This window comes from Paenibacillus sp. SRL342, assembly GCF_984798905.1.
The window spans coordinates 4,463,974-4,477,514 of record NZ_OZ481790.1 but is presented as its reverse complement, the minus strand read 5'-3'; the positions used below and the strand labels follow the sequence as shown (position 1 = coordinate 4,477,514).

13 protein-coding genes and 1 other annotated feature are annotated in these 13,541 nt (G+C 47.6%); of the genes, 6 read left to right on the top strand and 7 right to left on the bottom strand.

Going from position 1 to position 13,541, the window contains the following annotated elements:
- Positions 1 to 5: 5 nt before the first annotated feature.
- The 5 genes from asnS to AC4E8D_RS19570 all read left to right on the top strand — a co-directional run bounded on the left by asnS (position 6) and on the right by AC4E8D_RS19570 (position 4,549).
- Positions 6 to 1,301 carry an asparagine--tRNA ligase gene (asnS, locus tag AC4E8D_RS19590; RefSeq protein ID WP_017687752.1) on the top strand — a complete coding sequence of 432 codons (1,296 nt, stop codon included), beginning with the start codon at positions 6 to 8 and terminating at the stop codon, positions 1,299 to 1,301.
- 20 nt (positions 1,302 to 1,321) lie between these two features.
- The gene (locus AC4E8D_RS19585) at positions 1,322 to 2,026 is read left to right on the top strand and encodes a DnaD domain-containing protein (RefSeq protein WP_221820358.1); all 705 of its coding nucleotides are present in this window, start codon (positions 1,322 to 1,324) and stop codon (positions 2,024 to 2,026) included.
- Between the two features lie 76 nt (positions 2,027 to 2,102).
- Positions 2,103 to 2,774, top strand: a complete 672-nt coding sequence (locus AC4E8D_RS19580) for an RNA polymerase sigma factor (RefSeq protein ID WP_339304793.1) — start codon at positions 2,103 to 2,105, stop codon at positions 2,772 to 2,774.
- On the top strand, positions 2,767 to 3,219 hold the full coding sequence (locus AC4E8D_RS19575; protein WP_221820360.1) for a hypothetical protein: 453 nt from the start codon (positions 2,767 to 2,769) through the stop codon (positions 3,217 to 3,219). The genes AC4E8D_RS19580 and AC4E8D_RS19575 overlap by 8 nt, the downstream gene beginning before the upstream one ends.
- Positions 3,220 to 3,247: 28 nt before the next feature.
- Positions 3,248 to 4,549 carry a multi-tm2 domain protein gene (locus tag AC4E8D_RS19570; protein WP_221820362.1) on the top strand — a complete coding sequence of 434 codons (1,302 nt, stop codon included), beginning with the start codon at positions 3,248 to 3,250 and terminating at the stop codon, positions 4,547 to 4,549.
- Between the two features lie 149 nt (positions 4,550 to 4,698).
- Here AC4E8D_RS19570 and mtnB read toward each other — a convergent pair whose 3' ends face one another.
- The 7 genes from mtnB to AC4E8D_RS19535 form a co-directional block, all read right to left on the bottom strand.
- A complete protein-coding gene (gene mtnB, locus AC4E8D_RS19565) occupies positions 4,699 to 5,352 on the bottom strand; it encodes a methylthioribulose 1-phosphate dehydratase (protein ID WP_221820364.1) in 654 nt (217 codons plus the stop codon).
- 3 nt (positions 5,353 to 5,355) lie between these two features.
- Positions 5,356 to 6,033: a 2-hydroxy-3-keto-5-methylthiopentenyl-1-phosphate phosphatase gene (locus AC4E8D_RS19560; RefSeq protein WP_221820366.1), complete on the bottom strand. Its 678-nt coding sequence runs from the start codon at positions 6,031 to 6,033 to the stop codon at positions 5,356 to 5,358.
- On the bottom strand, positions 6,030 to 7,253 hold the full coding sequence (locus AC4E8D_RS19555; protein WP_221820368.1) for a 2,3-diketo-5-methylthiopentyl-1-phosphate enolase: 1,224 nt from the start codon (positions 7,251 to 7,253) through the stop codon (positions 6,030 to 6,032). Before AC4E8D_RS19555 ends, AC4E8D_RS19560 begins: the two co-directional genes overlap by 4 nt.
- Positions 7,250 to 8,110, bottom strand: coding sequence for a pyrroline-5-carboxylate reductase (proC, locus tag AC4E8D_RS19550; RefSeq protein ID WP_221820371.1), 861 nt, complete (start codon positions 8,108 to 8,110; stop codon positions 7,250 to 7,252). Before proC ends, AC4E8D_RS19555 begins: the two co-directional genes overlap by 4 nt.
- A gap of 36 nt (positions 8,111 to 8,146) precedes the next feature.
- Positions 8,147 to 9,394, bottom strand: a complete 1,248-nt coding sequence (locus AC4E8D_RS19545; protein WP_490205137.1) for a glutamate-5-semialdehyde dehydrogenase — start codon at positions 9,392 to 9,394, stop codon at positions 8,147 to 8,149.
- Positions 9,395 to 9,451: 57 nt separating this feature from the next.
- Positions 9,452 to 10,555 (bottom strand): glutamate 5-kinase, encoded by a 1,104-nt coding sequence (proB, locus tag AC4E8D_RS19540; RefSeq protein ID WP_221820375.1) that lies wholly within the window; start codon positions 10,553 to 10,555, stop codon positions 9,452 to 9,454.
- A gap of 82 nt (positions 10,556 to 10,637) precedes the next feature.
- Positions 10,638 to 10,852: a binding site (T-box leader), on the bottom strand.
- 64 nt (positions 10,853 to 10,916) lie between these two features.
- The gene (locus AC4E8D_RS19535) at positions 10,917 to 12,125 is read right to left on the bottom strand and encodes a pyridoxal phosphate-dependent aminotransferase (protein ID WP_449003581.1); all 1,209 of its coding nucleotides are present in this window, start codon (positions 12,123 to 12,125) and stop codon (positions 10,917 to 10,919) included.
- A 260-nt stretch (positions 12,126 to 12,385) separates the two neighbouring features.
- On the opposite strand from AC4E8D_RS19535, the gene AC4E8D_RS19530 reads away from it, so the two are divergent.
- Entirely contained in the window at positions 12,386 to 13,381 is a 996-nt protein-coding gene (locus AC4E8D_RS19530) for an ABC transporter substrate-binding protein (protein WP_490205136.1), read from the top strand.
- The last annotated feature ends 160 nt before the right edge of the window (positions 13,382 to 13,541 follow it).

Below are 13,541 nucleotides of genomic sequence, written 5' to 3'. Positions count from 1 at the left end.
TGGGCATGAATACGAATTGTGTAATTCGTAATGTGAACGAGCATGTAGGCGAAACCGTAACAATCGGTGCCTGGATTAACAACAAACGTTCCAGCGGTAAAATTCAGTTTTTGCAGCTGCGTGATGGAACCGGATATATCCAAGGGGTTGTTGTAAAAAGTGAAGTTAGTGAAGAGATCTGGAACAATGCCAAGAGCCTGACCCAAGAAAGCTCTTTGTATGTTACAGGTATTATTCGTGAAGAACCTCGCAGTGCGTCCGGTTACGAGATGACTGTTACAGGGGTTGAGATTATTCACCTGACTGAAAACTATCCAATTACGCCTAAAGAGCATGGTGTTGATTTCTTGATGGATCATCGTCATCTGTGGCTTCGTTCCACGAAGCAGCGTGCTGTTATGGTGATTCGTGCAGAGATTATTCGCGCTGTTCAGCAGTTCTTTGATGGTAACGGATTCACACAAGTTGATCCTCCGATTTTGACACCATCGTCTGCGGAAGGAACAACGAACCTGTTCCACATCAAATACTTTGATGAAGATGCTTATCTGACACAAAGTGGTCAATTGTATATGGAAGCTGCAGCTATGGCGCTGGGCAAGGTATATTCCTTTGGTCCAACATTCCGCGCAGAGAAGTCCAAAACACGTCGTCACTTGATTGAGTTCTGGATGATTGAGCCGGAAATGGCATTTGTAGATCACGAGGAAAGTCTGCGTGTACAAGAGAAATTTATCGCTCATGTCGTTCAATCCGTGGTGAAAAACTGCCGTGCAGAACTGGAATCTATCGGTCGTGACGTATCCAAACTCGAAGGCATCGTAGCGCCATTCCCGCGTATTACGTATGATGAAGCTATTGAATTCCTGCATGGACAAGGCTTTGATATTCCTTGGGGAGAGGACTTTGGTGCACCGCACGAAACAGCAATTGCTGAGAAGTATAATACACCGGTCTTTATCACACATTACCCTGCTGGAATCAAGGCTTTCTATATGAAACCAGATCCAAATCGTCCTGAAGTTGTTCTCTGTGCGGATATGATTGCACCAGAAGGCTACGGAGAGATTATTGGCGGTTCGCAGCGTATCGATGATCCGGAATTGATGCAACAACGTTTTGAGGAGCACAATCTCTCGGATGAAGCTTACCAATGGTATCTGGATTTGCGAAAATACGGATCGGTTCCTCACTCCGGTTTCGGTCTGGGATTGGAGCGGACGGTAGCATGGATCTGTGGATTGGATCATGTACGTGAAACAATCGCATTCCCACGTATGCTCTATCGTCTGTACCCTTAATGTTTAACCGAGGAGCGTCTATGGAAGACACTACATCCAAAGCTTGGTTGGATGGAGCAGCTTATGGCATGACTTCGGGTACAGCCCATCTGCCGTATGCCTTGTTACGTTATTATCACCAGCTTGGCCTATCAGATGCAGAAGTTCTTCTTCTGATTCAACTGCTAGGGTTCCGTCAGGCAGAGTTCAATGAGTTTCCCACGCTTGAAGAGCTTGCGGCGCGCATGGGACTTGCACCTGAAGGCATTGCCAGAATGTTGCAACGTCTAATGAGGGATGGGTATATTGCTATTGACGAGCACCGTGACGAAGAACGGGACATCCAGTACGAGCGATATGATTTACATGGATTATATGCCAAGCTTGCAGCATGTACTGCTGAAGAAGTAGCCGCATTCCGTGCGGAGCAGCAGCGCAGCAATACAGCACGTCAAGATTCGAACAGTGTTCAAAAAGAAGAGGAAGAACGGAACATGTTCTCCATTTTCGAAAAAGAATTCGGACGTCCGCTCTCGCCAATGGAGTGTGAGACGATATCCGGCTGGTTGGATCAGGACCGTTATCAAGAGGAATTGATTCTCATGGCTCTGAAGGAAGCGGTGTTTGCAGGCAAAGTACATTTTCGGTATATCGATCGAATCCTGCTTGAGTGGAGTCGCAATCGTGTCAAGACCGTTCAAGACGCGAAGGCGTACACACAGCGGTTTCGTAATGGTGGACGTTAATTCCAGCGTAGACAGGGACAAGAAACAGGCCAGAAGTCATTCTGTGCCTGTTTTTTTTGGATTAAAGATTGGATGAGTGATCAGCAACATCAACCTTTCAGGCAATGATTTCATTTTGTTTTACAAAAATTTGATGGATCACGCAGGGGTTAACACACAAGCTGTCGTCTATAGTATTGGAGAGGAGGGGAGAGTTATTGATGAAGCGCGCGTAATCGAACAAATCCGTCAAGGAGATACATCCCAGATGCGTACTCTGATTGATAAGTATAGCCAGCATGTATACCATGTGGCCTATTCCGTACTCAGGAACGATCAGGAAGCACAGGATGCAGCTCAGGAGGCGTTCATACAGATGTATAAGTCTCTCCCCGACTACCGTTCTGAAGGTTTCAAAACGTGGTTAACCCGAATTGCCTTTCACAAAGCGATTGATGCCAAACGCAAGCTGGGCAGACGAGCTGCTGAGGATCCGGGTGGAGAAGAAAAAATAATCAATATGCCCGGACGGGATGAAGACGTTCTTACCCGTCTCGTTCGTGAAGAACGTCAGGATAAACTTCGCGAACGAATTAATCAGTTGCCTGCTCAGCATCGTGACATTATCACTGCGTATTATCTAAGCGAAAAAAATTATGAGCAGATTGCCAGTGATGCACAGGTGGCTGTGAAGACCGTGGAATCCCGCTTGTATCGTGCCCGGCAGTGGATTCGAAAACATTGGAAGGAGGATGAATGGCGTGAGTAAACAGGAGAAGTATACCGCTGCGCAATGGACTGATTATATTGAAGGCCATATGAGTGAAACTCAAGCGAACCAAATGGAACAGCTTCTGCTGGAAGATCCGGATGCGATGGACATATATTTGGAAGCGCTCGGTATCCATGGGGAACTGCCTCCGTTGTCTGACCCGGCAGGGTTTGCGGATTCAGTCATGCATCGGATTGAAGACATTCAATCCTCTAAGTCTCAACGTAAATCCCGCGCTGGACGAAACCGGCGCTGGCTTGAACATAAAGTGTTTCATTATGCGGTAGCAGCCTGTCTGACATTGATCTTCCTCTCATCTGGACTTTTTGACAAGGTAGCCCCTTATCACAAGTTCCAGGATGGCGACCACAGAGGGTCTTTCACCGAGAAATGGACGGAGACAGCCACTTCATGGCTGGATAACCTCAAGCCTAAACCATAAATGGTTTCGCATTGCCTGAAAAGAAAGGATGACGACTGTGCACTCAGATCGTAACAAATTACTCGCATTTCTATTAAACCTGATACCCGGTCTTGGTTTCATGTATTGGGGACGGGCTGCAAGAGCCGTGATTTATCCATTGCTTTTCTTCGGAACAGCTGTTGGTTCATTCATGTTAGCCATGGTCACTAATGAACAAGATTTATTGATTTTCGGTGCACTTTTTGCTGCTTTCTTCTGGGGGATCAGCATGCTGGATATGGTTATTGTTCTGCTCCGTACACCTTCTGCCCGAGAAGCACATTATAGGGGATACGGTGCGGCTTATGGAGCGCCTCCACACCAAGGGGCAGCCTACCAGGGAGCATACATGGGTCAGCAAGGGCCTATGGAGCAGATGAATGAAGATGAGCTGCATCAACATCCAGGTGGTGAATATGGCCATCCTGAGGGGCCCTATGGTCAACCCATGTACCAAAAAGGCAGTGAGGGTGAACGATTCTTCACTATTTTGCTCTCATTTGTTCCAGGATTGGGACATCTTCATCTGGGATTGTTGCATCGCGGGTTGTCCTTCCTGATGGCGTTCTTTGGTTCATTTGCCATGATGGTTTTTGTAGCTTCGATCACCAATGAATCGGTATTTTTGATGTTCCTACTCATACTGCCTGTAATATGGGTATACTGCATGTTTGACGCGGTACAGCATGTCCACCGTAAGCAGGCTGGTGAGATATTGCAGGATCGGACATTATTCGAAGAATTGGAGATGGGCAGAGTAGCCGGACGACGTAGCAAAGTGCTTGCAACGCTGCTATCTGCTTTTCCAGGTGCAGGTCATCTATATCTTGGATTGCAGAAAAGAGGCATGCAATTGATGTTCCTGTTCCTGGGCAGCATCTATGTTCTGGACCTGCTTCATTTATCGGTGTTTCTGTTCATGATTCCGTTGATCTGGTTCTACAGCTTCTTTGACGGGCTACAGTGCTCCAGTCGCTATGGACGCGAGCCTTTGGTTGATCAACCGATCTTCAAGGACTGGGCCCGCCATCAGCGTCTGATTGGATTCGGGATTGCCGCGCTGGGTCTATATTACCTGGCGATCCGTCTTGTCATTCCTCAGCTGAATGAACTCTTCCCTAATGCATTTATGACGTATGAGATACGTTCCTATTTAAATACCGTCATCGTATCCTTGCTGCTCATTTTTGGCGGTTTGAAACTGCTGTTTGGCAAGCAACGGGGGACGGGTATCCAAAGTGGTACTCATCGAAATGATGAGGGAGCAGACAGTCTCTTTTTATTCAAGGATCGGGATGATCGACTGTAGAGTGACCTAAAGATTATTTACACTGACACTACGATGACAGAGCAACCTTTCAATCGCTGTTATCCCACAACAAAAACACGCCAAGGGCTATGTATATCAGCCTCTGGCGTGTTTTTGGTTGTGCAGCTTTGATTTCGAATAAATGATTGCTATTTCGTAGCGCCCTTCAGCAGAAGTTGACGGTACATCACTTCGAACAGGAATTCGAACGCTTCCAGATGACGTTTCGCTTCAAAAGCATCTTTACCCCACGCATATATGCCGTGGTTCCGAAGTAAGATCCCTGGTACGTTGGCATCAAGTACACCTGGCACCAATTCAGCGATAGATGGAATATCTGCAAAGTTAGGAAGGACAGGTACACGAATCTCCGTATTTTCTTCCCAGATGTTGAAAGCCTTGATCAATTCAATACCTTGAATCGGTACGTGTCCATCTGCTCCAAAAAATTCGCTAATCAGGTTGTTAAACACGGTATGCACGTGGAATACAGCACCACAACCGGTCAAACGATAGATTTCACAGTGAATCAACGTTTCGGCACTTGGTTTCAACGTTGTTGTCTCAATCGCTTTGCCGTGTTTGTCCACAAAAAGGAAGTCTTCCGGTGTGCGAAGAGATTTGTCTTTGCCTGAGGCGGTAACCGCAAAATAAAATTGCTCCGGATCAAAGTCTCCTACACGCATCGACAGATTGCCACTTGTTCCAGGGAACCAGTTACGACCGGCAAACAACGCTTTAATATCAGCCAGTTCTTCCAGGACCTGACGTTTGTGTTCCAATGTAATCTTTTCAAAGCCCATCGTTTACAGCACTCCTTGTGTTTGCTTCTGTTTCATATCTTCGATGATATCGTAAAAGGTAACGAATGGCACATGGTCCACACCAAGTTCAATACATTTATCCGTCAAAATGGAGCGGGAGTAGACGAGATCGGCAATCTTTGCACCCTCAAAATCTGTCAGGCTGTCTCCAATAAGAATTCGATTATATTGACCTTCCGGGAAGGTACGAATCACTGTTGTTTTGCACATGCCGCAGCCATTCTCACAAGGAGGTTGACAGGGATTCGGCCATTCAATCTTAATGGTTTCACCCGAGAAGTCAGCTCCGTTGCAATAGACATGATCCTGCGGGATATGAAATGGTGCGAGTAACGGTTCAATGAAAAAGTCCATGCCACCACTGGTCACATTGAATTCGATCCCTTCGCTGCGAACGTAGTCAAGAAACTCGCTGAATCCTTCACGGATCCCCGCTTGTCCAAGCACGAATTCCACAATTTCTTCTTTCTGCGACGCAGGCAGAAGAGCAAACATAGCTCCAACACCTTCACGCAACGAGATGTTCTGCTCAATCGTATCTTTCATAATCGCTTCAATGCCCTCAGGCTTGAAATGTTTCATGATCGCTACGATGTTGTCCGAGAGGGTAATCGTACCATCAAAGTCACAGAAAATGACTGTTTTTTTATCACTTCTCATCGTTCGCCACCCCACAGGTCCAATGCGCTTTTCAGCTCAGGATGCTCGGTTGCATATTGCGCGAGTGGAATGGAACGCTGGGCTGCCTCAATCGCTTGCAGGAATGCACGTCCGCCTGCCTCAGTGCCCATCGGATGCCCATGTATACCGCCACCAGCATTAACGATGACATCTGTGCCAAAGTCGCGCAAAATAAGCGGTACAAGGCCTGGGTGTATACCGGCTGAAGGCACTGGCATACTGGTTCGTACTGGCAGATCAGCTGTCAGTAATTGCTCCGTGATCGCCATGTTTTCTTCCTTCGGCATCGTAACCGAACCATAAGGAGAAGGGAAGAGCACCAGATCGGCACCCGCAAGACGCATCAGCTGGCCAAGTACAACCGAAGCCGAGATGCCGTAATGGGGTGAAGGATACAGTGCACCTGCAAGAGCAGGGTGAGCCATAATCGGCACATTGATATCAGGATCACTGCTGAGTTCATGCAGGACATCATATCCGTATGACAATACGTTGAACAATAATGCATTTGCTCCAGCGCCAATGGCACGTTCAGCTTGTTGCTTCAGACGAGATGTAGGTCCTGTAAGATTGGTTGCATACAGAAGTTTCTTGCCGGTCTCCTTGCGTGCCTGTTCGGCAGCTTTCATGCAGACCTCGACTCTTTTTTCGATGGGTGTCAATTTATTCTCGAACAGAATTTCATCGTCCTTGATCAGATCAACGCCACCAAGAGCCTGACGAATAAATTGTTCACGCAGTTCGTCTGCATTTAGCCCAATAACTGACTTAAAGATACTCATTAACAGTGGACGATCATGCACACCAAGCAGATCACGAACACCATTCAGTCCAAACTTGGGTCCAGGGAATGCACTGAGGAAGCCATCCGAGAAACCAAGCTTTGTTAGTTTGATCCGGCCATCCATTGAGATTTTGCCAAAGACCGTCACGAGCAGGGCAGGGATATCACGGCTGAAGTTAACATCAGGATATCCAATGGTAATATCAGCGTAACGCTCACCCGCAGCCATTCCTTCAGCTTCATGGACTTCTACGCTGATGACTTCGCCCAGATGTTTCTGCATCGCTTCACGCTGGGCTTGTGGCAACTCCGTCCAGCTACCCACGGTCATGCCAATCGCGATGGACTGAGCTTTCTTGCGAAAGTCTGCATGATCATCATGCAGCCGATATGTGGCTGTACACATGTTATTCATTTTAAATCCCCTTCCAAAGCAGCTCCCATCTCCCGTGAGCGCTCTGCACAGCGGTTGACGGCTGCGATTACATTTTCAAAGAAATCTCCTTCGTCCAGCGTTTTCAGTGCTGCCTGGGTTGCCCCTCCCGGGGATGTCACATCACTACGAAGCTTCATCGGTTCCAAACCGGTTTGTTGTACCATTCGTGATGCGCCCAGCACCGTCTGAACAGTGAGATCACGAGATTGCTGGCTGGATAAACCACCACGAATACCTGCGGCAATCATGGCCTCCATTAAATAGTATACATAAGCAGGGCCGCTTCCGGAAATCCCTGTGAGCACTTCGAGTTTATCTTCAGGCACGATGGTCACGATACCAACCGCTTCAAACATGGTCATTACCGTACTGCGCTGATCATCCGTAATCTCCGCAGAGAAGGCAAGACCGGTTGCGCCAAGTCCGATGGTACTGGATGTGTTCGGCATGGTTCTGGCGATCGGTTGTTTACGACCGAGCAAGGAATGCATCGTGCGGATTGATAATCCGGCAATGACAGATACGATCAGTTGATCAGGTGATAACAGCGGACCCAGTTCGCGCAGTGCTGCGGCAGCATCTTTGGGTTTCATACAGAGTACAATGACTGGAGTGGAGGCAAGATGATCCAGAGATTGTGAAGCCGTTCCGGTATGTACTGCATAACGGGTGCTGAGCTCCTCCTGACGTTTCTGGTTGCTGCGGTTCAGCATCGTAATATCCTGAGGACGAACGACTAGGCGGGAGATCAGTCCGCGCACGATGGCTTCAGCCATCGCGCCTGCTCCGTGGAAAGTAATCTTCTGTTGTAGTAACGTCTGTTGCTCTTGACTCATATTTATCGTTCCTCCTATATAACTGGTGCTGGGATATTATTGACGAATCTGTCCATTGCCTGTAATCCGATATTTGGTTGATGTCAGTGCTGGTAGTCCCATCGGTCCACGAGCATGCAGTTTCTGAGTACTGATTCCGATTTCGGCTCCATAGCCAAATTCAAATCCGTCGGTGAAACGTGTGGACGCATTGTGATAGACGGCTGCTGCATCCACATCATGCATGAAGCGCTCTGCATGGGCTGTATCCCGGGTTACGATACACTCGGAATGTTTGGTTCCATAATGTGCGATGTGCTGCATCGCTTCGTCAAGGTTCTCGACCACCCGGATATTTAAAATGTAGTCGTTGTACTCGGTCGCATAGTCTTCCTCGGTTGCCTCAAGGGCAGAAGGAACAAGACGGCGCACCGTGTCGCAACCTTTCAAGACCACACTGGCCTCACGGAATTGCTCGGCAAGAGCAGGCAGATGCTCTTCCGCGTATGCGGCATGCAGCAGCAACGTTTCCATGGAGTTACATACGGATGGACGTTGTGCCTTGGCATTGATGGCAATTTCGGATGCCATAACTGGATCGGCTGATTCATCCACATAGGTATGGCAGATGCCAGCCCCGGTTTCGATGACAGGTACCGTTGCGTTGTCAACCACATTACGAATGAGGGAAGCTCCTCCGCGTGGAATGATAACGTCCAGCAGCCCGTTCAACTTGAGCATCTCATCTACGGAAGCACGATCTGCATCTTCAACCAGTTGCAAAGCATCAGCAGGCATGTCTGTCGTTGTGAGTGCCTGATGCAGCACCTCCACAATTTTACGATTGGAAGACAGGGCAGAGGAGCCGCCGCGCAGAAGCACCGCATTACCTGTTTTGAGACATAATCCGGCTGCATCCACGGTTACATTAGGTCGAGCTTCGTAGATGATACCGATCAGACCAATCGGCACTCTAAGTTTTTCAACATGCAATCCGTTAGGACGGGTAAATGTCTCCAATACTTCACCGACTGGATCAGGGAGATCCGCAATCTGACGTAATCCTTCAGCAATGCCAACAATGCGCTCTTTATTGAGGGCGAGTCGATCCAGCATGGATTCCGGCGTACCTTGTTCTCTGCCGCGTGCCAGATCTTCGGCGTTTGCCGTAATGATGGAATCTGTCTCCTTAATCAAAGCATTTGCCATGACACGCAGGGCTGTATTTTTCTGTTCTGTATTCAATCGGTTCAGCTGTGGAACCGCGGCTTGGGCCTTGATGGCTTTTTCTCTGACTTCACTCATCTTAATTCCTCCTCATATATATAAAGTTAAAATTTTAACCACTATATAGCTTCATAGTTATTTTAACGTAATCCATTCGTCTCTATGAATAACTTCAAGTCTGTGGATGCTAGAAAGTTGTTTCATCACTTCGCCACTGGGAAGTCCGGCAATAAGTCGAAGCTGGTCATCATCATAATTGACGATACCGCGACCGAGCAAGGTTTCATCCAAGCCAATCACCTCTACGACGTCTCCTGCATGGAATGTTCCCAGTACTCGCTTGACCCCTACAGGTAGAAGACTATGGCCCCCATGGACAAGTGCTTCTTCAGCACCATCATCCACAACGACGGTTCCCAGCGGTGTAGACATGAAGCCGAGCCACTGCTTTTTACGAGATAACGAAGCGAGTCGTGTCTCAAAGTAAGTTCCTTTGCCCGTGCCATCAACCGCCTTCTGCATATCTCCGGGTTCTTTCACACTTCCCACGAATACAGGTACGCCTCCACGTGTAGCAACCTTGGCTGCATCGACTTTGGATCGCATTCCGCCTGTACCAACCGTTGATCCTGAACCGCCGGCAAAAGCGTAGATCTCAGCCGTTATCTCGGGGATACGGTCGTAACGAACGGCAGAAGGATCTTTACGCGGATCTGCGGTATACAGTCCGTTGGTATCGGTAAGAATGATCAGATGCTGTGCCTTCACCAGGTTCGCAACCAATGCGGACAACAGATCGTTATCACCAAACTTCAATTCATCCACCGATACCGTATCATTCTCATTGAAAATTGGAATCACTCGCTGTTTGAGCAGCTCTTCTACGGTCATGCCTGCATTACCCATGCGTTTACGACTGTGAAAGTCTGTACGAGTTAACAGAATTTGCGCCGTAGTAACGCGGTGCGCTGCAAAAGCCTGTTGATATGCCTGCATCAGTAATGCCTGCCCAACGGCCGCTGCGGCTTGTTTCTCATGTAGTAGTTTGGGGCGCTGAGGATAACCGATCTCCCGGAATCCGGCCGCTACCGCTCCAGAGGTGACCAAAAGCACTTCATGGCCCTGATCAGCCAATGCTGCAATTTCTCCGGCAAAAAAAGTGATCGAACTGCGATCCAGACCGCCTTCTTCCGTTGTAAGCGAGCTGCTTCCAATCTTAACTACAATACGTGAAGTCATGGTTTCACTTCCTTAAACATGATTAATAAGTGCTTCTGGAGCAGGCTTTTGCGGGTACAAAAAAAACTCCCGCCCTTTAGTTAAAAAGGACGAAAGTTCGTTACTTCCGCGGTACCACCTTTATTGATGATTAAATCATCCGGCTTCATGCCCTGTAACAGAAGGCACTGTCCTGTACGTAACAGGCCGCTCAGGGGTAGGTTTCAGAGAAGAGTCACGGTAAATTCTTTCAGCAGGGTGGAATTTACTCTCTGGGCGCGACTGATATTCTCTTACTGGTCCCGTCATCACGTTTCGTTCAATATTTCTTATAACATACCATGGAAACTTGGCATATGCAAAGGGGTTATGGTCCTGTAAATTACTTGAATAAATTCAGCTTGCCAATCCGCTCCACAGCTTCGCGTAATCGGTTTTCATCACTTAGCAGTCCTGCGCGCACATAGCCTTCACCATGCGAACCAAAACCAATACCTGGGGCTACGGCCACCTTGGCTTCTCGCAGTAACAAGTCTGCAAATGAAGCGGAGGTATAACCGGCAGGTACAGGCAACCAACTGAAGAATGAACCTGCTGGTTTCGAAGCTTGCCAGCCAATGGAGGATAGAGCGTCATAAAACGCATTGCGACGGGATTCGTAACGTGAAACCAGCGAGGCAACACATTCCTGGGAGCCAGTCAGTGCTTCTGTTGCCGCAGCTTGAATCCCACCGAAAAGACTGACATAGATATGATCCTGAAGCAGATTGATTTTAGAGACAATCTCTGCGTTACCGAGTGCGAATCCAACACGCCATCCAGCCATATTGTATGTTTTGGATAACGTATAGAATTCAATGCCCACTTCTTTGGCACCAGGGGCTTGCAGGAAACTTACTGGACGATGTCCGTCGAATCCAATTGCACCGTAAGCAAAGTCGCTGGCTACTACGATTTGATTTTGAATGGCGTATTCTACCGTATCTTCGTAGAACGAAAGGGGCGCCGTTGCTGACGTTGGGTTGTTGGGGTAGTTCAGGAACATCAGCTTGGCCTTCTCCCGATCTTCCGCAGTAACGGCTTCGTAATCAGGCAGGAATGCATTGGACTCCAGTAAAGGCATAAATGACATGTTTGCTTTGGCAAGTGCAACACCAGACCAGTAATCCGGGTAACCCGGATCTGGAACGAGAACGGTGTCGCCGGGGTTAAGCAGGACCTGGGGTAACTGAACTAGACCTGTTTTGCCTCCGAACAGAATCGCAACTTCAGTCTCGGGATCCAGATCAACGTTGTAATCTTCCTTATAACGTTTGGCGACAGCTTCTTTCAGGAAAGAGTACCCTCTAAAAGGGGAGTATTTGTGGTAGAGGGGATTTTCAGCCGACTCTTGCAGTGTTTTCACAATATGGGCTGGTGTCGGTGTGTCCGGGTTCCCCTGACCCAGATTAATCACGTCATGACCATTTGCGATTTCACGATTTACATTTTGAACAAGGGTAGCAAAAAATTGCGTTGGCAGCTGTGCCATCACATCAGAAGTCGGTATCGTAAAGGCTGAACGAGCAGTTATATGGTCTGAATGGGTCATTATATTCATCACTCCGGTTATTAAAAATGGCAAATAGTTCTCATTAATTTATCACGCCAATCCCGAGCTGTATAGAGGGAAATCCACTTGAATATGCAGTACACGGGAGCAAAGAGCGGAGTATTGTACAAAATTGAAAGTGCTCATTTCGTTTTGTCCATTGAGCTGAGAGAAGCCATGTTTTATGATAATATCCGATAATGATAATCAATATCATTAATTCCTTACACTACGCACATGATATAGGGGGAGAAATAGAAATGAAAAAGGGCATACGAAATACGGGAGTATTATTAACGATCACATGGTTATCCATTCTGCTACTGGCTTGTGGAAATCAGGCTGCAACACCTGCTGCTGGCGCTGATGATTCCAAAGCAGCCACAGAAACAACAGAGACCACGACTGCAGTGGAAGAAACGAATGAGGGCGAGACCCGGATATTCAAAGACTGGACTGGCCATGAAGTTGAGATTCCTGTAAATCCGAAGCGAGTTATCTATCATGGAGAAGTTACAGGGGATCTGCTCGCGCTTGGTGTTGTTCCTGTCGGCATACTTCGTCAAGAGGGAACCGTATTTGATGATCAGGTTGCTCAGGCAGAAGATGTAGGATTTCCGATCAGTGTGGAAAAGGCGTTAGACCTGAATCCCGATCTGATCATTTTCTCTAACAGTGATGAAGCTCAATATGATCAGATCGCAAAGGTTGCACCCACAGTTACATTTGATTCGTTTGGTTTAATAGAAGATCGCATGCGTATCCTTGGCGATTTGTTGAATAAGAAGCAAGAAGCGAAGGATTGGATTACGGCTCATCAAAAAGCGACGGAAGAGATGTGGACGCAACTTCATGAGAACGGATTAAAAGAAGGGGAGACAGCCTCGGTATTCACCATGTATCCCGGGAATCGTCTGTTTGTCATGGCGGGTGCAGGATTGCCACAGTTGTTATACGGAAAAGACGGGCTGAAGCCAACCGCGGAAATCCAGAAAGTATTGGATGAAGACATGGGATTCGTAGAGATTTCAACTGAAAAATTATCTGAATTTGCCGGTGATCGGATATTTATTCTGGATCCCGTGACCGACGATGCGAAACAATCCACCAAGGAATTGCTGGATAGTTCGATCTGGAAGAACCTGCCTGCGGTGAAAGAAGGGAAGGTATATCGCTTTGATATCGCAAAAGCTTCGAGCGATGCTCTTTCCAGAGAGTGGCTGCTGAAAGAGTTGCCAAAACAGATGATCCAATAATTGTTGATGAGTTAGCAAGGCATGATGAACACTATTTGCGGAATGCAGTTTCCAAAAAAGTAAGAGGGGCCTTCAACATTTCGTTGAACGCTCTTTTTTGCTGAATAAAGTCATATCTGGATTATTAACAATCGCTCGCTTATAATCAGACCATACAGAA

Excerpts from the sequence above, each read along its gene's own strand:
- AC4E8D_RS19585 (WP_221820358.1), top strand. The coding sequence starts at position 1,322 with ATGGAAGACACTACATCCAAAGCTTGGTTGGATGGAGCAGCTTATGGC.
- AC4E8D_RS19530 (WP_490205136.1), top strand. The coding sequence starts at position 12,386 with ATGAAAAAGGGCATACGAAATACGGGAGTATTATTAACGATCACATGG.
- asnS (WP_017687752.1), top strand. The coding sequence starts at position 6 with ATGAATACGAATTGTGTAATTCGTAATGTGAACGAGCATGTAGGCGAA.
- AC4E8D_RS19535 (WP_449003581.1), bottom strand. The coding sequence starts at position 12,125 with ATGACCCATTCAGACCATATAACTGCTCGTTCAGCCTTTACGATACCG.
- mtnB (WP_221820364.1), bottom strand. The coding sequence starts at position 5,352 with ATGGGCTTTGAAAAGATTACATTGGAACACAAACGTCAGGTCCTGGAA.
- proB (WP_221820375.1), bottom strand. The coding sequence starts at position 10,555 with ATGACTTCACGTATTGTAGTTAAGATTGGAAGCAGCTCGCTTACAACG.
- AC4E8D_RS19570 (WP_221820362.1), top strand. The coding sequence starts at position 3,248 with ATGACGACTGTGCACTCAGATCGTAACAAATTACTCGCATTTCTATTA.
- AC4E8D_RS19555 (WP_221820368.1), bottom strand. The coding sequence starts at position 7,253 with ATGAATAACATGTGTACAGCCACATATCGGCTGCATGATGATCATGCA.
- AC4E8D_RS19545 (WP_490205137.1), bottom strand. The coding sequence starts at position 9,394 with ATGAGTGAAGTCAGAGAAAAAGCCATCAAGGCCCAAGCCGCGGTTCCA.
- AC4E8D_RS19560 (WP_221820366.1), bottom strand. The coding sequence starts at position 6,033 with ATGAGAAGTGATAAAAAAACAGTCATTTTCTGTGACTTTGATGGTACG.
- proC (WP_221820371.1), bottom strand. The coding sequence starts at position 8,110 with ATGAGTCAAGAGCAACAGACGTTACTACAACAGAAGATTACTTTCCAC.